This is a genomic window from uncultured Parvibaculum sp. (assembly GCF_963975745.1).
Classification (GTDB): domain Bacteria; phylum Pseudomonadota; class Alphaproteobacteria; order Parvibaculales; family Parvibaculaceae; genus Parvibaculum.
On sequence record NZ_CAXBIB010000014.1, the window covers coordinates 68,445 to 85,912 of the forward strand.

The window sequence follows — 17,468 nt, forward strand, 5'->3', positions numbered from 1 at the left end:
CCCTATTTCGGTGCGCGTTTCGCCAGGATGCGCTGCAGCGTGCGGCGATGCATGTTGAGGCGGCGTGCGGTTTCCGAGACGTTGCGGTCGCAGAGTTCGTAGACGCGCTGGATGTGCTCCCAGCGCACGCGGTCGGCCGACATCGGGTTCTCGGGCGGATCGGCCTTTTCGGCGCCGGTCGCCAGCAGCGCGGCCTCGATCGCATCGGCATCGGCGGGCTTGGCCAGATAATCGGCGGCACCGAGCTTCACCGCGGTCACCGCGGTTGCGATATTGCCATAGCCGGTCAGCACCACGATGCGGGCCTCGGGCCGCGCCTCTTCCAGCGCCGCCACCACGTCGAGACCGTTGCCGTCCTCGAGCCGCATGTCGATCACCGCAAAGCCCGGCTTTTTCGAGCGCGCCAGTTCCTTGCCTTCCCTGACCGTGCTCGCGGTCGAGACCTCGAAACCGCGGCCCTCCATGGCCCGGGCGAGGCGCGTCAGGAACGGCACGTCGTCATCGACCAGCAGCAGCGTCCGGTCTTCGGGAATGACGGGGTTTTCGCCTTCCGGCGCGACACTTGGCTTTTGCACGTTCTTGATTCTCTTGTCGAATTTCCGCGAATGCCGCCGATCTTAGGCCGAAGCGCCGGGCCGCGCCACCCCGGCGGGCGGCGGACCGTCGGCGGGAAAGGCAGGGTCGGCCTCGATGGCGCGGCGCGGCCAGCTGATGGTCAGTTCGGCGCCGGGCCGGGCGTCGCGGCGATTGCCGATATCGACGGTGGCACCGGTGCGCTCCAGCAGCGTCTTGCCGATGAAGAAGCCGAGGCCCATGCCCTCATGCGCGTCGTTGGCGGCCGGTCCGCCGCGCTTGCCCGCGCGCGGCCGCGTCGTCACATAGGGCTCGCCGAGCTTCTCCAGCACATCGGCCGCAAAGCCCGGCCCGTCATCGACAATCGAGACGGTGATGCGGTCGCGGTCGTAGCGCGCCGCGATCGCCACTTCGCTGCGTGCGAAATCGGCGGCGTTCTCGATGAAATTGCCGAGGCCGTAGAGAATCTCGGGGCGGCGCCAGATTTCCGGTTCCGCCTCGCCCTCCTCGCCCGCGATCACTTCGGTGCGGAAGGCCACATCCATGTCGCGATGCGGCCGCGTCACCTCGTCGAGCAATGCCTTCAGCGGCAGGCGCGAATAGATCGCGTCGCCGTCTTCCGGCCGGCGCGACAGGCGCGAGAGGATTTCCTTGCAGCGCTCGGCCTGGCTGTTGAGCAGCGCCAGATCCTCCTTCATTTCCGCCTCGCTCATGCCGCCCCGCATCAGCTCCTTCGAAACCAGCGAGATCGTGCCGAGCGGCGTGCCGAGTTCATGCGCGGCGGCAGCGGCCAGGCCGTCCAGTGCCGACAGGCGCTGCGCGCGCGCCAGCACCAGTTGCGTGGCCGAAAGGGCGGCCGACATGCGGCGCGATTCCTGCGAGATGCGCCAGGCATAGGCGGCGATGAAACCGAGCCCCAGCAGCAATGCGATCCAGTGGCCGGTGACGAAGAGCGGCGGCAGATTGACCTCTTCGCCCGGATACCAGGGCAGCGGCAGGTGAAACCAGGCCAGCAGCGTCACATAGACAAATGCCTGCAGCAGCAGCAGGCCGGTCGAGCGCATGGACAGCGTCGTTGCCGAAATCGTCACCGGCGCCATGAAGAGCAGCGCGAAGGGGTTCTGCAAGCCGCCGGTCAGGAAGAGCAGCACCGCCAGCTGCATCAGATCGATGGCGAAATAGACCGCCGCCTGCCATTCGGGCAGGCGCGTCGTCGAGCGGTAGCGGAGCGTCAGGAAGACATTGAGCCAGGCCGACGCCGCGATGACCGCCAGGCAGAGCCCCAGCGGCAGCGGAAAATCCATCACCAGATTGGCAAACAGCACCGCGGCCAGCTGGCCGGCAATGGCCAGCCAGCGCAGGATCACCAGCGTCTGCAGGCGCACCCGCCCGCTCGCATCGCCCGCGGGCCCGATCCGGCCGGCCAGGAAATCCCGGCGCAGCCAGCGCATGCTGCCTCTGTCCTCGATGGTTGTCATGAAATGCCGCCCTGGTTTTGTCCGGTGGCTATTCTAGCGCGGCTTTCAGCGGTCGGGGATAAGTTCCATGCCGGTGCCTTTCGGCGCCCTCAGGCGTTGGACGGCCAGCCGGAAAGCGGGCGGCTTTCGCCGATGGCCATGATCCAGGCATCCTCGGCCGCATAGCCGGCCGCTTCGGCCGCCGCGCGGAATCGCACCGGCGGCTCGAAAGGCGGTTCGACCGTCAGCAGCACGGTCCCCCAATGCATGCCGACAATACGCCTTGCCTTCAGGTCGCGGCCCATCTGCACCGCCTCTTCCGGCGTCGCATGCGAGGCCTTCATCATGGCGCGCGGCTCATAGGCGCCGATGCCGAGAAGTGCCGTGTCGAAGGGGCCGTAGGTTTCGCCGATTTCGCTGAAGACCGGGCCATAGCCCGAATCGCCGCCGAAAAACAGATGATGGCGGTCGCTCTTCAAGGCGAAGCCGGCCCAGAGCGTGCGGTTGGTGTCGAAGCCGGAGCGCCGCGACCAGTGCACCACCGGCAGCGCCGTCGCCGTCACGCCGCCAATCTCGAGGCTCTCGTGCCAGTCGAGTTCGACGACATTGGGAAAACCGCGGTCGTTCAGAAAACCGCCGAGATTGAGCGGCACAACCACCGTCATGCGGTCCTTGCCCGGCAGCCGCGCCAGCGCGCGTTCGTCGAGATGGTCGTAGTGATTGTGGCTGATGACGAGGAGATCGATCGGGGGCAGCGCCGAGACCGAGACACCCGACTTGACGAAACGGCGCGGGCCCAGCCCGGCAGGGCCGGCATAGGTGGTGAGATAGGGATCGGTCAGCACCGTCACGCCGCCGATGCGGATCAGGAAGGAGGCATGGCCGAGCCAGGTGATGAAATCGCCGCCATCCTCGATATGCGTCTCGATGGCGCGCAGCGCCAGCGGGCGCGGCACCACATGATCCTTCGGCACCTCGACCTTGCGGCCGCTCATCTTCAGCATTTCGAGGAAGAAGGGCGCGGCCGTCTTGAGGCGCGCCAGGCTGCGGGCCGGGCTGCCTTTGGGATTGCGGAAGGTGCCGTCCGGCAGATGATGCCAGGGCTTGTCGCCGGCCGCCTTGCGCTCGTCGCGCGGCTGCATCGAGGCGCGCAGCTGATGGCCGCGCGAAACAAGTTTCGCCCGGACACGCGGCACGGCCTTGACGGTCGGTTTTGGCGGCGGTCTGCGGTCTGTCATTCAGGTCATGAAATAGGGTGTGGCCGCGCCATCAGCAAGGCGCAGCGCGACGCACTGACCGTTTGTCGCGGCCCGCTCAATAGGCGCCGGCCGCGCGCAAAAGGGCGGCAATCTCACGATAATGGTTCTCTTCCGCCAGCATCAGCGCAGTACGGCCCGTCAGATCGGTCTCGCCGAGATCGGCATTGTGGCGGATCAGCGCCTCGACAAAGGCCGTGTTGCGGGCGCGTGTGGCGATCAGCAGCGGCGCATCGCGATTGGGGCCGAGGCCGTTGGGGTCGGCACCACCCTGCAGCAGCACTTCGGCGATGTCGGCACGGCCGGTCGCGGCAGCCATGGTCAACGGCGTGGTGCCGTCGGGCGCACGCCGGTTCGGATCGGCGCCCTTTTCGAGCAGCAGTTCGACCACGGCCAGATGACCGTTGCCGACGGCCAGGATCAGCATCGGAATCCTGTCGCGGCCCGCCTCGTTGGGCGTGACGCCCTTCATCAGGTCGGTGCGCAGCTTTTCGATATCGCCGGTCCGCGCCGCATGCACCGTGTCGTTGTCGACCATGTAGTTGGTCGGCCCGCCAGGCGGCACGGCGCGCGCATCGGACAGGGCGGCGAGCGCCAGCGGGGCGGCAAGCATCAGCGCCATGATCGGCCGGAACAGCCCGGATGTTGCCATACGTGTCATTTTGTCGCCCCGGCGTCCTTTCATGGCGCGCCATCGTTTCACGGCGGCGCCATTTGGCGGTAAAGAGGGGGTTGCGGACCGTGCCTTGTCGGGCGCGTGCTTCCCTGAAAATCACTATAGTCCATAGGCCATGCCGCGTCCGCATTTCAAGCCATTCCGGCCCCATCGGCCGGGCGCCCGCCACCAACCGGAGTACCGATCATGACACGCAACGGCATTATCGCGCTGGTCGCCGGGGTCGCGATTGCGGTCGTCGTCGGCATCTGGTTTTCCAATCTCGTCGTCTCGTCGGTCGAGAATCGCGGCCAGCAGGCGGGCCAGGCGCGTGTCGGCGGACCCTTCACGCTGGTCAACGAGAAGGGCGAGACCGTCACCGAGGCCGATTTCCGCGGCAAGTTCATGCTGATCTATTTCGGTTTCACCTTCTGCCCCGATGTCTGCCCGACCGAGCTGCAGGTGATGGCGAGCGCCATCGAGGCGCTGGGCCCGGAGGCCGAAAAGGTCACGCCGGTCTTCATCACCATCGATCCCGAGCGCGACACGCCGGAACTGATGGCGCGCTATGTCCGGCTCTTCCATCCGCGTCTGACCGGCCTCACCGGCACGCCCGAACAGATCGCCGCCACGGCCAAGGCCTGGCATGTGTTCTATCGCAAGGCCGAGGATCAGTCGTCGCCGGAGGACTACACGATGGATCATTCCTCGATCGTCTTCCTGATGGGGCCAGAGGGCGAATATCTCAAGCTCTTCGGTCCCGGCACCGGGCCCGACCAGATGGCCGAGGGAATCGCGGCCTTTCTCTGATGCCTGTCAGGGATGCTGTCCCATTCATCCGTGTCTTGACGGTTTTCGCGAGGCCACCTATGTTCCGCTCATGGATCGCAACGCGCATATCGCCTTCGGCCGCACGCTTGGCCTTGCACTCGCTCTTCGGGGCGCGCTTCTCTGCGCTTGAGCGCAGAAAACAGATCCACCTCACCCACAGATACCTGAATTTCCCTTTGCGCCGCGCAAGCGACACGCCCGCCATGCCGTGCGCCTGCCGTTGAAGATGCGAGAGCTGTCATGTTGAAGAACCCTGCCGTCAAATACCGCGCCTTCCAGCCGGTCGATCTGCCCGACCGGCAATGGCCGTCGAAAACCATCGCCAAACCGCCGATCTGGATGAGCACCGATCTCCGGGACGGCAATCAGGCGCTTTTCGAACCGATGAATGCGGAACGCAAGCTGCGCATGTTCGAAATGCTGGTCCGGATCGGCTTCAAGGAGATCGAAGCGGGCTTTCCGTCGGCGTCGGACACCGATTTCGGTTTCATCCGCAAGCTGATCGAAGACGGCCGCGTCCCCGACGATGTGCGCATCGAGGTGCTGACCCAGGCGCGTCCCGAACTGATCGCCCGCACGATGGAATCATTGCGCGGCGCGAAGAACGCCATCGTCCATGTCTACAACGCCACCGCGCCCAATTTCCGCGAGGTCGTCTTCCAGCAGGGCAAGCAGGGCGTCAAGGCGATCGCCACCGAAAGCGCGCACCAGATCAAGGAGCTCGCGGCCGCGCAGCCCTCGACCAACTGGACCTTCCAGTACAGTCCCGAAGTCTTTTCGGGCACCGAGCTCGATTTCGCCAAGGAAGTCGTCGATGCGGTGACCAAGGTCTGGGAAGCGGGGCCCGAGCGCAAGGTCATCATCAACCTGCCGGCGACCGTCGAAATGGCGACGCCCAACATCTATGCCGACCAGATCGAATGGATGCATCGCAATCTCGAGCGGCGCGACGGCATCGTGCTGTCGCTGCATCCGCATAACGACCGCGGCACGGCAGTGGCGGCCGCCGAACTCGGCGTGATGGCCGGCGCCGATCGCGTCGAAGGCTGTCTCTTCGGTCATGGCGAACGCACCGGCAATGTCGATCTCGTGACGCTGGCGCTCAATCTCTACAGTCAGGGCATTCATCCCGGTCTCGATTTCTCGCAGATCAACGAGATCGCGCGCACGGTCGAATACTGCACGCAGCTGCCGATCCATCCGCGCCACCCCTATGTCGGCGATCTGGTGTTCACGGCCTTTTCCGGCTCGCACCAGGACGCGATCAAGAAGGGCCTGGCCGCGCGCAAGGACGGCGATATCTGGGAAGTGCCCTATCTGCCGGTCGACCCGAAGGATCTGGGGCGCACCTATGAATCGATCATTCGCGTCAACAGCCAGTCGGGCAAGGGCGGCGTCTCCTATCTTCTCGAAGCCGAGTACGATCTGAAACTGCCGCGCCGGCTGCAGGTCGAGTTCAGCTCGGCCGTCCAGAAGGTCACCGACGACACCGGCAAGGAGGTGACGGCGGCCGATATCTGGCGGATCTTCGAGGCCGAGTATCTGACACTCACCGATCCGCTGGAATATCGCAGCCATTCGCTGTTCGACGAGGGTGGCAAGCAGGGCGTGAAGCTCCGTGTACGCCGTTTCGGCAAGGATGAGGAACTCATCGGCTTCGGCAATGGCCCGATCGACGCGCTGGTCGATGCGCTGAAGCTCGGCGTCCAGTTCCGCCATTTCGAGGAGCACTCGATCGGCTCGGGCTCGGATGCCAAGGCGGTCGCTTTCATCGAGGTGGCGGATCCGGCCGGCGCCGGCGACATTTTCGGCGTTGGCATCGATCCCAACATCATCACCGCTTCATTCCGGGCGCTGATCGGCGGCGCCAACCGGGCGGCGAAGCGGCTGCCGGACGCCGAGCGGCGGCGCTTCTGCGGCCTCGCCGATTGAGGCGGCGGGCGGTGACGGCCGCCAGGCGGGGATAAGGGCGGGGACAAGTTTTTTCGACTTGTCGCCGCCGCCCTGACCGGCGGGTCGGCCGCCCGTCGCCGGAGTCCCGCCCCGGCGATTTGTGACAGTTTTGTGACAGTTCGATGACAGAAGGGGGGTCGGCTGGCGTTGCCGACTGTCAAAAAAATGCCTTGGAGTACCCTGATCGAGCGCCTAGATTGAATGCTGCGCCGCAACATGAAGGCGCGCGGGAGGCCGTTCGCTGCGAGGTACTGCGTGCTCTATCACATCTACGAAATGAACCATGCGGCCGTCGCGCCGTTCCGCGCCGCCGCCGAACTCGGCCTCTGGGCGCTGCGCCACCCGCTCAATCCGCTTTCCGAAACCATCGCCAGCAAGACACTCGCCGCTGCACTCGACGTTTTCGAAACGACGACGCGGCGCTACGGCAAACCCGAATTCGGTCTGCACGAAACGACAATCGGCGACAAGGCCGTGCCGGTCGTCGAGAAATGCGTGTGGGAACGTCCCTTCTCCAAACTGATCCATTTCGAACGCGAACCGTCGGCGCTGAAGGATATGCCGCCGCAGCCGAAACTGCTGATCGTCGCGCCGCTGTCGGGCCATTACGCGACATTGCTGCGCGGCACGGTCGAGGCGATGCTTCCCCATTGCGAGGTCTATGTCACCGACTGGACCGACGCGCGAAAAGTGCCTGTGACAGAAGGCTCTTTCGATCTCGACGACTATATCGACTATGTGATCGACATGTGCCACCTGCTCGGCCCGGATGTGCATCTGCTGGCCGTCTGCCAGCCGTCGGTACCGGTCTTTGCGGCAGTCGCGGCGATGCACGACAATGACGATCCCGATGTGCCGCTCAGCATGACGCTGATGGGCGGGCCGATCGACACGCGGGAAAACCCGACCGAGGTCAATCGTCTCGCGACCGAACGCGGCACCGAATGGTACGAGCGCAATGTCGTCATGACGGTGCCCTTTCCGCATCCGGGCGTCATGCGCCGCGTCTATCCGGGCTTCGTGCAACTGTCGGGCTTCATGGCGATGAATCTCGACCGCCACATGGATGCCCATTGGGACTATTTCAATCACATGGTCGAGGGCGACGGCGACTCGGCCGAGAAGCACCGGGAATTCTATGACGAGTATCTGTCGGTCATGGACATGACCGAGGCGTTCTACCTCCAGACCGTCGACGAGGTCTTCGTCAAGCACAGCCTGCCCAAGGGCGAATTCATGCATCGCGGCCGGCCGATCCGGCCCGAGGCGATCACGCGCACCGCGCTGATGACCATCGAAGGCGAAAAGGACGACATTTCCGGGGTCGGCCAGACAAAGGCCGCGCATAAGCTCTGCACCGCCCTGCCGGCCTCGATGAAGGCTCATTGGGAACAGCCGGGTGTCGGCCATTACGGCGTCTTCAACGGCTCACGCTGGAAGAACGAAATCGCGCCCCGCGTGCGCGACTTCATCGCCGCCCATACCCGGCACCCGAGCGGGCGCTAGAACGTCCGGGCGAAGACCCGCGCCTCGTCCTGAAAGGCCTTGAACTCGAGCGCATTGCCGGCCGGGTCGCGGAGGAACATCGTCGCCTGCTCGCCGGCCTCGCCCTTGAAACGGACATGTGGTTCGATGACGAATTCCGTGCCGGCGGCCGTCAGGCGGCCGGCCAGGTCATGCCAGGCCTGCCATTCGAGGATCAAACCGAAATGGGGCACCGGCACCTCGTCGCCATCGACCGCATTGGATGCGGCATCGGGGCTCTCGCGCGGCGGCGCCAGATGGGCGACAATCTGGTGCCCGCAAAGATCGAAGTCGACCCATCTGTCGGACGAACGCCCCTCGGGGCAGCCCAGCAGCCGGCCGTAGAATTCTCTTGCCCGGGCAAGATCATCGACCGCGAAAGCAAAATGAAATCGTGGCATCCTTGACATGATTCGAGCCTATCTTCTTAGCCTTCGAACAGGAACGACCAGACCGCCGTCATCGCCCGGCCGGGCACCCCGGAGGGCATTGGGTTCGACCGCATTATGAACAAGCCGCTGAAACCTGCATCGCTTCATTTCGACTATCTGCAGATCGAGGGCCGCACCGTCCCGATCACCGTCCGTCACAACCCGCGCGCCAAGCGGGTCATCGTTCGTGTCGACCTTGCTGCCGGTTCGGTGCAGGTCACCGCGCCGTCGCGGCGGGGGCTCGACAAGGCGCTTCTGTTCGCGCGCGAGCAGCGTGAGTGGATCGCTGCAAGGCTGCATCAGGTCCCGGCGCCGGTTCCCTTCCGCAACGGGGCGCACATTCCCTATCGCGGAAAGGAACATATCGTGCGCCATGTCGGTGCACGGCGCGAGGACGCGCTGGAGCGCGGACCGGTCTGGCGGGTGCGCAGCGCCGATACGGGCGGGATGCCGGAAATCCGCGTCACCGGCCATCCGGATTTCGTACAGCGCCGGATAACCGACTGGCTGAAGGCCAAGGCGCGCGACGAGCTCAACGAACAGGCTCTTTTCTACGCCGACCTCTTCGACGTCCGGCCCTCGCGTATCACCGTTCGCGACACGACGACGCGTTGGGGCTCGTGCTCGCCGACACGGGCGCTTTCGTTCTCCTGGCGGCTGATCCTGGCGCCGGGCTATGTGCTCGACTATGTGGCCGCACATGAGGTCGCGCATATCCGGCACATGAATCATGGGCCGCGCTTCTGGAATCTCGTTGCCGAGGCGATCCCCAACTACGAAATGGCCAAGCGCTGGCTTGAGATCAACGGGCCCGGCCTTCACCGCTATGGCGCCGATCCGCTCGGCATTTTCGCCGGCCGATGAGGCTTTCGCCCGGCACAGCCGCCTTCACCATCTTTCTCGGCGCGCTGACGGCGGTCGGCCCGTTGTCGACCGACATGTACCTGCCGTCCCTGCCGGCAATCGCGCTTGCCTTCGCGGCCGATACCGGCGCGACACAGCTTACGCTCAGCGTCCATCTGATCGGCTTTGCCGGCTCGCAGCTCTTCTACGGACCGCTGGCCGACCGATACGGGCGGCGGCCCGTGCTGCTTTGCGGCTTCACGCTCTATATCGCCGGCTGCTTCGTTTCACTCTTCGTCGGCTCGATCGAGGAACTGATTGCGGCGCGGTTCTTCCAGGCGATCGGCGGCGGCGCCTCGGTCGTACTCGCACGCGCCATTGTCCGCGACCTCTATGAAGGCCCGGCCGCCGGACAGATGCTGGCACGCATGGCCGCGATCATGGGGATCGTGCCGGCGCTGGCGCCGATGCTCGGCGGCGTCATCGAAGCGGCCTATGGCTGGAAGATGAACTTCGTCGCCATGGGCGCCTTCGGCGCCGTTCTGGCGCTGATCGCGCTGACGCGCCTCGACGAAACCCTTCCGCCAGCGCGGCGGCAAAGCGCGGCGCCTGCCGCCATTCTCGCGCATTACCGGCGTCTGATCGGCGACCGGCGCTATCTGCGCTATCTGCTGATTGCGAGCACCTGCTTTGCCGGGCTCTTCGCCTTCATCTCGGGCTCGTCCTTCGTGCTGCAAGGCCTCTACGGTCTTTCGCCGATCGTCTACGGTCTGTGTTTCGGGCTGATGGCCGGCGGCTATATCGCCGGATCGCTGACCGGCGGACGGCTGGTGCGGCGGCTCGGAATCGACGGCACATTGAAGGTTGGCGGCAGTTTTGCCTGTCTCGGCGGCCTGTCGATGCTGGCGGGGTCGATCGTCAGCGCCTCGCCCGCCGCCATCGTTGCACCGGTCGTGCTTTACGGTTTTGCCGTCGGTCTGACCATGCCGCAGGCGATGGCGGGCGCCCTGACACCATTCCCCGAAATCGCCGGCACGGCATCGGCCCTGCTGGGCTTTCTGCAAGCCGCTGCTGCCGCGGCTGTCGGCATCTATGTCGGTCATGGCGTGGGAGAGAGCGCCCTGCCGATGGTCGGCACGATGGCGCTGACCGGTCTTCTGACTTTCACGGTGACGTTCTTCAGACGGCGGGCAGCGGACGACTAGCGCCGATCGCCCGGATGACCCGGCTGCAATGTCGGCCGGCGCGGCTCCGCCCGACCGAAGAGGCGATCGAAGAAGCCGGGTTCTTCCCATTCATACTCGCGACCAGCTGCCGTCGTCGCCGATGTCGCGACCGGCATCGGTGTCTCGGCAAGGATCATGTCGGGAAGCTCGGCCACCGGGACATTGCTTTGCGTGCGCGACATGAAGTCGTGCCAGATGCGGGCCGGCAGCGTGCCGCCGGTGACATTCTTCATCGGCGCGCCATTGTCGTTGCCGACCCAGACGCCGACGACAAGATCGGCCGTATAGCCGATGAACCAGGCGTCGCGGAAATCCTGACTCGTGCCGGTCTTGCCGCCGCTCGGCCGTGCGCCAAGCGCCGCGTTGCGCCCGGTGCCATAGATCATCACCGCCTTCAGCATATTGTTCATCGCGCCGGCCGCATGTTCGTCGATCACCCGCCCGAAGCCGGATCCGTGGCGTCGATAGAGCTCTTCGCCCTCGCGCGTGTAGACCTCGGCAATGCCATGCGGAATCACCCCGTAGCCGCCATTGGCAAAGGTTGCATAGGCCCCGGTCAGTTCGATCAGCGTCGCGCTGCCCGAGCCCAGCGCCAGCGACAGGTTCGATGGCATATCTTCCTGCAGACCGAGGCGGCGCGCCGCCGAGACGATGTTGCGGATGCCGACCTCTTGCGCGACCTGCACCGCGACCGAGTTGACCGATTTCGCCAATGCGGTGCGCAGAGTCATTTCGCCCTCGAAGCGGTCGGAATAGTTCGAGGGCGACCAGCCACCATAAGTGACCGGCCGGTCGATGCGCAACGTGTCGGGGCTCATGCCCCTCTCGACGGCGGCCAGGTAGACGAACGGCTTGAAGGCGGAGCCGGCCTGGCGCTTGGCCTGCACCGCGCGGTTGAACTGGCTCTGTGCATAGGAACGGCCGCCGACCATAGCCCGCACCGCACCGTCAGGTGTCATGGCGACAAGCGCGGCCTGGCCTGCATTCATCGCCGCTCCATCATCGGCCAGGATCGCCGCAATGACGGCCTCCGCTTCGCGCTGGAGATCTGGATCGATGGTGGTCACGACATCGACATCGGTGTCGGGGCGACCGGCATAATCCGGCAGCGCTTCCGCTACCCAATCGACGAAATAGTTGATCGACCCTCGCGCCGCATAACCTTCAAGCGATGCCGGGCTGACATTTGCCAGATGCGCCTCGTCGGCCGAAATATACCCGGCATCGACCATGTTCTGGAGCACGATGGCGGCGCGTCCGCGCGCGAGACCGATATCGTTGGTTGGCGAATAGCGCGACGGCGCCTTCAGCAGTCCAGCCAGCATCGCCGCCTCGGGCAAGGTCAGGGCCCGGGCGGGTTTGCGGAAATAGCGTTCGGACGCGGCCTCGAGCCCATAAGCGCCGCCGCCGAAATAGACCCGGTTCAGATAGAGGGTCAGAATCTCCTCTTTCGAGAAGCGCAATTCCAGCCAGACTGCCAGCACCATTTCCTCAATCTTGCGCGCGAGTGTGCGGTCGGGCTTCAGGAACAGGTTCTTGGCCAATTGCTGGGTGATTGTCGAGCCGCCCTGCACATAGGCGCCGGCGCGATAGTTGGCGACCATGGCGCGGCCGAGACCGACCGGGTCGACACCGAAATGCCAGTAGAAGCGGCGGTCCTCGGTCGCGAGTACTGCCGCCGGTACATGCGGCGGCAGATCGGCCAGCGAGGCATAGCCGCCCTTCAGGTCGCCCCGGTGGCTCAGCAGCTCGCCATCGGCGGCGCGAATGGAGACCGACGGGGCCTGACGGACGTTGTAGAGGGCCGAGGTGTCGGGAAGGTTGAGGCCATACCAGAAGAGGAGACCGCCGAAAGCGATCACCCCCCACAATGCGACGACCGCGCCATAATAAAAGGTGGCGCCGAGTATGTTGCGACCGCGGACCGGTTTGCGCTTGCGTTGCGCGGTCGCCTTGCCGGATGGCGGCCGGCGTGAGGGTCGCGGCGAGCCCTTGGCGGCAGGTGCGGTCTTTTTTGCAGATGATTTCGGCTTAGTCCCGGCCTTGCGGGACTTGGACGAAGACTTCACGCCTGATTTGAAGGAGGGGTCGAGACGGCGCATGCCGCGATCTTCCCAGGCATCATCACCCCAGCGCGCCATGTCCTCGCCGTCACTTCCTTGGTCATCGGCATCATTGTCCGGCACACCATTGACGCCAACACCGAGCCTCACAGGACGAATGCCCGGCATACGGACAACGGTCCAGTCGCCGTCATCCGCCATGCCGCGTCGCTCGGATCTCGGTGCCGGCCTGCGGAATGCCATCGGACCCTGTGCCTTGCCCTGCCGCGCCGGCACATCGCCCGGTGCCGGGATTTCGTCCCGAAGCTAGACACCGAGAGTTAATGCGCTGTTAACGCTTCGGGGCAGGCGCGGCCGCCTCTCAGATGTCGAGATTGGCGACACTGAGCGCATTTTCACGAATGAAATCGCGACGCGGCTCGACGACGTCGCCCATCAGTTTCACAAACAGGTCATCAGCCTCATCCAGTTCGCGAATCTTGACCTGCAACAGCGAGCGGGCGTCCCGGTCGAGTGTTGTTTCCCAGAGCTGGTCGGGATTCATCTCGCCCAACCCCTTGTAGCGCTGAACCGAATTTCCCTTGGAGCCGGCGGCCAGAATGGCTTCAAAGAGCTGCGACGGCGAACGAATGAAATGGGTTTCGTCCTTGCGGCGCAGCGTCGCCGCCTTGCCATAGATCTCCTGCAGATGCGGCGTATAGCTGTCGAGCCGGCGGGCGTCGGCACTCGCAATCAAAGGCCCATCGATCGAGACTTCCTCGCGCACGCCCCGCACCTCGCGGGCGAAACGCAATCCGCCATCGGCCGTCGTCTCGCCCGTCCAGCCGCGTTCGGTTTCCTCGGAAAGAAGATCGAGGCGGCGGGCGATATAGGCGGCCGCCTCCGTTGCCTGCGCCTCCTCGGCCAAGGCTTTCGGATTGAGCGCCCCGGCGATTGCCGCCTGCTCGATGACGAAGCGGGGATATTTCCCCGGCAGTCCGTCGAGCACATTGCGCACGGCACGCGCCCTGGACACGATGTCGGCAAGATCGGGGCCGGCGCGTTGCGAACCATCGGCGAGCGTCAGCACCATGTCCTCGATGCCGGTCGCTGCCAGAAAATCGTCGAGCGCCTTTTCGTTCTTCAGATAGGTTTCCGATGTACCGCGCCGTACCTTGTAGAGTGGCGGCTGGGCGATGTAGAGATGGCCGCGTTCGATGACTTCGGGCATCTGCCGGTAGAAAAAAGTCAGGAGAAGCGTGCGGATATGGGCGCCGTCGACATCGGCGTCGGTCATGATGATGATCTTGTGGTAGCGCAGCTTCTCGATGTTGAAGTCGTCGCGGCCGATGCCCGTGCCAAGTGCGGTGATCAACGTGCCGATTTCGTTGGATGACAGCATCTTGTCGAAACGCGCCCGCTCGACATTGAGAATCTTGCCGCGGAGCGGCAAGACCGCCTGATTGGAACGGTCGCGCGCCTGCTTCGCCGAACCGCCGGCCGAGTCGCCCTCGACGATGAAGAGTTCGGATTTTGCCGGATCGCGCTCCTGACAATCGGCCAGCTTGCCGGGCAGGCTCGATACATCGAGCGCGCCCTTGCGCCGCGTCAGTTCGCGGGCCTTGCGCGCGGCCTCGCGGGCGGCGGCAGCCTCCACAACCTTGCCGACAATCTGCTTCGCCTCTGAAGGATGTTCTTCAAGCCAGGTCGAGAGCGCATCGTTGACCAGACTTTCGACGACCGGACGCACTTCGGATGAAACCAGCTTGTCCTTGGTTTGCGACGAGAATTTCGGATCGGGCACCTTGACCGACAATACGCAGGTCAGTCCTTCCCGCGCGTCGTCGCCAGTCAGCGTGACCTTTTCCTTCTTCGCGATGCCGCTTTCATTCGCGTAGGAATTGATAACGCGGGTCAGTGCCGCGCGGTAACCCGCGAGATGCGTGCCGCCGTCGCGCTGGGGAATGTTGTTGGTGAAGCACAGCACGTTCTCGTGGTAGCTGTCGTTCCACCACATCGCCACCTCGACCGTGATGCCGTCCCGCTCGGCCGAAATGGCGATCGGCGTCTGGATCAGCGGTGCCTTGGTGCGGTCGAGGAAGCGGACAAAGGCCTCAAGGCCGCCTTCATACATCAGATCGACGGATTTCGGCTCGACGCCGCGATTGTCGGTCAGATTGATCCGGACACCTGAATTGAGGAAGGCCAGTTCGCGCAGACGGTGTTCGAGCGTCGCGAAATCGAATTCGGTCTGCGTGAAAGTTCCCGACGAGGGGTGAAACGTGATCTCGGTGCCGCTGACAGGCTTGCCATCGGGGCCGAGCGGCGCATCGCCGACAACGGCAAGCGGCGCGTCCGGCACGCCGTGCTGGAAGCGGATCATATGCTCCTTGCCGACACGCCAGATGCGCAGTTCGAGCCAGTCGGACAGGGCATTGACCACAGAGACGCCAACGCCGTGCAGACCGCCCGAGACCTTGTAGGAGTTCTGATCGAACTTCCCGCCGGCATGAAGCTGGGTCATGATGACTTCGGCCGCCGACACGCCTTCGCCCTTGTGGATTTCGACCGGAATGCCGCGCCCATTGTCCATGACGGTGCAGGATCCGTCGGCATTGAGACGTACATTGACCGCATCGCAATGACCGGCCAGGGCCTCGTCGATCGAGTTGTCGACAACCTCATAGACCATGTGATGCAGTCCGGAGCCATCGTCGGTATCGCCGATATACATACCCGGACGCTTGCGAACCGCGTCGAGGCCTTTCAGGACCTTGATCGATTCCGCACCATATTCCTCGGGCACATCGTCGGCTGGCGTAGACATCTGTTTCTTCCTTCGGATTCGTTCACCCACCCACAGGAGCGGGGCTTCAGACCATTTCGGCGGCGGAGCGGATGATCTTGCCGACCACACCATATTCCTTCGCCTCTTCGGCATTCATCCAGTGATCGCGATTGGTGTCCTTGACGATCTTTTCGAGCGGCTGTCCCGTCGCTTCGGCAAAGATCAGATTGAGGCGCTCGCGCATTTTCAGCACTTCGCGCGCCTGAATGTCGATTTCGGTCGCCGAACCGCCAATGCCGCCGCGCGGCTCGTGCAGCAGGAAGCGTGTGTTCGGCAGGCAATAGCGGTCTTCGCGCTCCGCCGAGACATAGATCAGGGCGCCGGCGCTGGCGACCCAGCCCGTGCCCAGAACACGGACACGCGGCTTGATGTACTTGATCATGTCGTGAATCATGTCGCCGGATTCGACATGGCCGCCGGGCGAGGAGACGATCAGCGTGATCGGATCGTCGGACTCGCCGGCCATCGCCAGAAGACGCTCGGAGACGGCGCGCGCCTGACGATCGTTGATTTCACCTGTGACCAGCACGGTGCGCGACTTGAACAATCCGCTTTCGACCAGCGGTGTGAACTGGTTCTTCAGCGCGTCGACGTCGGGGGTCTCTTTTTCGTTTCGCATTCTGCTCATTCCCTTGATGCCGGATCTAGCCGGCATTTTCGATTGCACCGCGCGCGACGCGGAAGTTCTGCGCCCGCGCGCCAAGAGTTTCAAAAAGTGACGGATCGGCACCCGTCATGAAGGCCTGCAGACCCAGCGCGACGATCTCGTCGAACAGAGCGGCGCGGCGCTTGCCGTCGAGATGCGCCGCGATTTCATCGAGCAACAGCAGCGGCGGCGTACCGCGCGCCGCCAGCAGCCGCGCGTTGGCAAGCACAATGCCGATCAGCAGCGCCTTCTGTTCACCCGTCGAACAGCTTCGTGCGTCGCGATCCCGCGCCACGTGACGAACCGCAAGGTCGGTGCGGTGCGGGCCACTGAGCGCACGGCCGGCGGCCGCATCGCGGGCGCGCATTTCGGCAAGTTCGCGGCGGAAACCATCCTCCAGATCGACTGCGGCCGCGCCATCGAGCGCGGCCTCGAGCGCACCGTCCAACGCAATGTCGGCGCGCGGAAAAATGTTTGTTTCCGCGGCCTCCAGCGCACCGCGCAGCCGTGCCAGTGTTTCGACGCGTGCCGCGGCGATGGCCACGCCATGCTCGGCCATCTGGGTTTCGAGACCGGCAAGCCAGCTGTCATCGAGAATATTGTCGGCCAGCAGACGGTTACGTTCGCGCAATGCCCGATCATATGCGTTGACGCGCGCGCCGTGTGCGGGATCGAAACCCATGACGAGGCGGTCGAAAAAGTGGCGGCGTTCGCTTGCACCGTCGACAAAGAGCCGATCCATGGCCGGCGTCAACCAGACCGTGCGCAGATGCGTCGCCAGCGCCGACGGTCCTGCCGGTTCACCATCGATCCTGACGCTGCGGCTGCGCGCGGCGGGCGCCGCACCGGGCTCAATGCCGGTGCCGATGCGGACGGGGCCCTGGGCCGTCTCCAGCGTCGCCGCAACGGCCCAGCCGCCCGCGCCGCCATCGCGGGCAATTTCCGCATAAGGCACGCCGCGAAGCCCGCGGCCTGGCGAGAGAAGTGAAATGGCCTCGAGCAGATTGGTCTTGCCGGCGCCGTTTTCACCGGTCAGGACGGCCGGTCGGCCGTCCAGTGCCAGTTCCGCGCGTGCATAGGAGCGGAAGTCCGTCACGACAAGACGGCTCAGGCCAATGCGCACATGGGCCGCCGGCCGGTCGACAGCAATCAACTCACCCGTAGGATGCACTCCCAGTCCTCT

General features: G+C 64.7%; 14 protein-coding genes. 5 read left to right on the forward strand and 9 right to left on the reverse strand.

Features of this window, described 5'->3' with window-relative positions:
• Nucleotides 1–2 precede the first annotated feature (2 nt).
• From AAC071_RS12175 to AAC071_RS12190, 4 genes are all read right to left on the reverse strand, one after another.
• The gene (locus AAC071_RS12175; protein ID WP_339832884.1) at nucleotides 3–575 is read right to left on the reverse strand and encodes an ActR/PrrA/RegA family redox response regulator transcription factor; all 573 of its coding nucleotides are present in this window, start codon (nucleotides 573–575) and stop codon (nucleotides 3–5) included.
• A gap of 42 nt (nucleotides 576–617) precedes the next feature.
• Nucleotides 618–2,051 carry an ActS/PrrB/RegB family redox-sensitive histidine kinase gene (locus AAC071_RS12180; RefSeq protein ID WP_339832885.1) on the reverse strand — a complete coding sequence of 478 codons (1,434 nt, stop codon included), beginning with the start codon at nucleotides 2,049–2,051 and terminating at the stop codon, nucleotides 618–620.
• Between the two features lie 89 nt (nucleotides 2,052–2,140).
• Nucleotides 2,141–3,268, reverse strand: a complete 1,128-nt coding sequence (locus AAC071_RS12185; protein ID WP_339832886.1) for an MBL fold metallo-hydrolase — start codon at nucleotides 3,266–3,268, stop codon at nucleotides 2,141–2,143.
• A gap of 76 nt (nucleotides 3,269–3,344) precedes the next feature.
• The gene (locus tag AAC071_RS12190; RefSeq protein WP_339832887.1) at nucleotides 3,345–3,947 is read right to left on the reverse strand and encodes an ankyrin repeat domain-containing protein; all 603 of its coding nucleotides are present in this window, start codon (nucleotides 3,945–3,947) and stop codon (nucleotides 3,345–3,347) included.
• A gap of 201 nt (nucleotides 3,948–4,148) precedes the next feature.
• Here AAC071_RS12190 and AAC071_RS12195 point away from each other — a divergent pair, with 201 nt between their 5' ends.
• The 3 genes from AAC071_RS12195 to phaZ all read left to right on the forward strand — a co-directional run bounded on the left by AAC071_RS12195 (nucleotide 4,149) and on the right by phaZ (nucleotide 8,231).
• Complete coding sequence (locus AAC071_RS12195; RefSeq protein WP_339832889.1) at nucleotides 4,149–4,751, forward strand: SCO family protein; 603 nt, start codon at nucleotides 4,149–4,151, stop codon at nucleotides 4,749–4,751.
• A gap of 261 nt (nucleotides 4,752–5,012) precedes the next feature.
• Entirely contained in the window at nucleotides 5,013–6,704 is a 1,692-nt protein-coding gene (leuA, locus tag AAC071_RS12200; RefSeq protein ID WP_339832890.1) for a 2-isopropylmalate synthase, read from the forward strand.
• Nucleotides 6,705–6,980: 276 nt separating this feature from the next.
• Nucleotides 6,981–8,231, forward strand: a complete 1,251-nt coding sequence (gene phaZ, locus AAC071_RS12205; protein WP_339832891.1) for a polyhydroxyalkanoate depolymerase — start codon at nucleotides 6,981–6,983, stop codon at nucleotides 8,229–8,231.
• Here phaZ and AAC071_RS12210 read toward each other — a convergent pair.
• Complete coding sequence (locus AAC071_RS12210) at nucleotides 8,228–8,659, reverse strand: VOC family protein (protein ID WP_339832892.1); 432 nt, start codon at nucleotides 8,657–8,659, stop codon at nucleotides 8,228–8,230. The genes phaZ and AAC071_RS12210 overlap by 4 nt on opposite strands.
• A gap of 96 nt (nucleotides 8,660–8,755) precedes the next feature.
• Between AAC071_RS12210 and AAC071_RS12215 the strand changes: the two genes are divergently transcribed.
• Together AAC071_RS12215 and AAC071_RS12220 are read left to right on the forward strand one after the other, a co-directional pair.
• On the forward strand, nucleotides 8,756–9,544 hold the full coding sequence (locus AAC071_RS12215) for a SprT family zinc-dependent metalloprotease (protein WP_339832893.1): 789 nt from the start codon (nucleotides 8,756–8,758) through the stop codon (nucleotides 9,542–9,544).
• Nucleotides 9,541–10,728: a multidrug effflux MFS transporter gene (locus tag AAC071_RS12220; RefSeq protein ID WP_339832894.1), complete on the forward strand. Its 1,188-nt coding sequence runs from the start codon at nucleotides 9,541–9,543 to the stop codon at nucleotides 10,726–10,728. The genes AAC071_RS12215 and AAC071_RS12220 overlap by 4 nt, the downstream gene beginning before the upstream one ends.
• Here AAC071_RS12220 and AAC071_RS12225 read toward each other — a convergent pair.
• The 4 genes from AAC071_RS12225 to recF form a co-directional block, all read right to left on the reverse strand.
• Nucleotides 10,725–13,013, reverse strand: coding sequence for a PBP1A family penicillin-binding protein (locus AAC071_RS12225; protein WP_339832895.1), 2,289 nt, complete (start codon nucleotides 13,011–13,013; stop codon nucleotides 10,725–10,727). The two genes, AAC071_RS12220 and AAC071_RS12225, sit on opposite strands and share 4 nt — an antisense overlap.
• 160 nt (nucleotides 13,014–13,173) lie before the next feature.
• The gene (gyrB, locus tag AAC071_RS12230; protein WP_339832896.1) at nucleotides 13,174–15,618 is read right to left on the reverse strand and encodes a DNA topoisomerase (ATP-hydrolyzing) subunit B; all 2,445 of its coding nucleotides are present in this window, start codon (nucleotides 15,616–15,618) and stop codon (nucleotides 13,174–13,176) included.
• A gap of 46 nt (nucleotides 15,619–15,664) precedes the next feature.
• Complete coding sequence (locus AAC071_RS12235; RefSeq protein ID WP_339832897.1) at nucleotides 15,665–16,258, reverse strand: ATP-dependent Clp protease proteolytic subunit; 594 nt, start codon at nucleotides 16,256–16,258, stop codon at nucleotides 15,665–15,667.
• Between the two features lie 25 nt (nucleotides 16,259–16,283).
• Nucleotides 16,284–17,456 carry a DNA replication/repair protein RecF gene (recF, locus tag AAC071_RS12240; RefSeq protein ID WP_339832898.1) on the reverse strand — a complete coding sequence of 391 codons (1,173 nt, stop codon included), beginning with the start codon at nucleotides 17,454–17,456 and terminating at the stop codon, nucleotides 16,284–16,286.
• Nucleotides 17,457–17,468: the final 12 nt, after the last annotated feature.

What these genes read in the sequence shown, in the direction of transcription:
- AAC071_RS12180 (WP_339832885.1), bottom strand. Translation starts at nt 2,051, where the DNA reads ATGACAACCATCGAGGACAGAGGCAGCATGCGCTGGCTGCGCCGGGAT.
- AAC071_RS12185 (WP_339832886.1), bottom strand. Translation starts at nt 3,268, where the DNA reads ATGACAGACCGCAGACCGCCGCCAAAACCGACCGTCAAGGCCGTGCCG.
- AAC071_RS12190 (WP_339832887.1), bottom strand. Translation starts at nt 3,947, where the DNA reads ATGACACGTATGGCAACATCCGGGCTGTTCCGGCCGATCATGGCGCTG.
- AAC071_RS12195 (WP_339832889.1), top strand. Translation starts at nt 4,149, where the DNA reads ATGACACGCAACGGCATTATCGCGCTGGTCGCCGGGGTCGCGATTGCG.
- leuA (WP_339832890.1), top strand. Translation starts at nt 5,013, where the DNA reads ATGTTGAAGAACCCTGCCGTCAAATACCGCGCCTTCCAGCCGGTCGAT.
- AAC071_RS12210 (WP_339832892.1), bottom strand. Translation starts at nt 8,659, where the DNA reads ATGTCAAGGATGCCACGATTTCATTTTGCTTTCGCGGTCGATGATCTT.
- AAC071_RS12215 (WP_339832893.1), top strand. Translation starts at nt 8,756, where the DNA reads ATGAACAAGCCGCTGAAACCTGCATCGCTTCATTTCGACTATCTGCAG.
- AAC071_RS12220 (WP_339832894.1), top strand. Translation starts at nt 9,541, where the DNA reads ATGAGGCTTTCGCCCGGCACAGCCGCCTTCACCATCTTTCTCGGCGCG.
- AAC071_RS12225 (WP_339832895.1), bottom strand. Translation starts at nt 13,013, where the DNA reads ATGGCGGATGACGGCGACTGGACCGTTGTCCGTATGCCGGGCATTCGT.
- gyrB (WP_339832896.1), bottom strand. Translation starts at nt 15,618, where the DNA reads ATGTCTACGCCAGCCGACGATGTGCCCGAGGAATATGGTGCGGAATCG.
- AAC071_RS12235 (WP_339832897.1), bottom strand. Translation starts at nt 16,258, where the DNA reads ATGCGAAACGAAAAAGAGACCCCCGACGTCGACGCGCTGAAGAACCAG.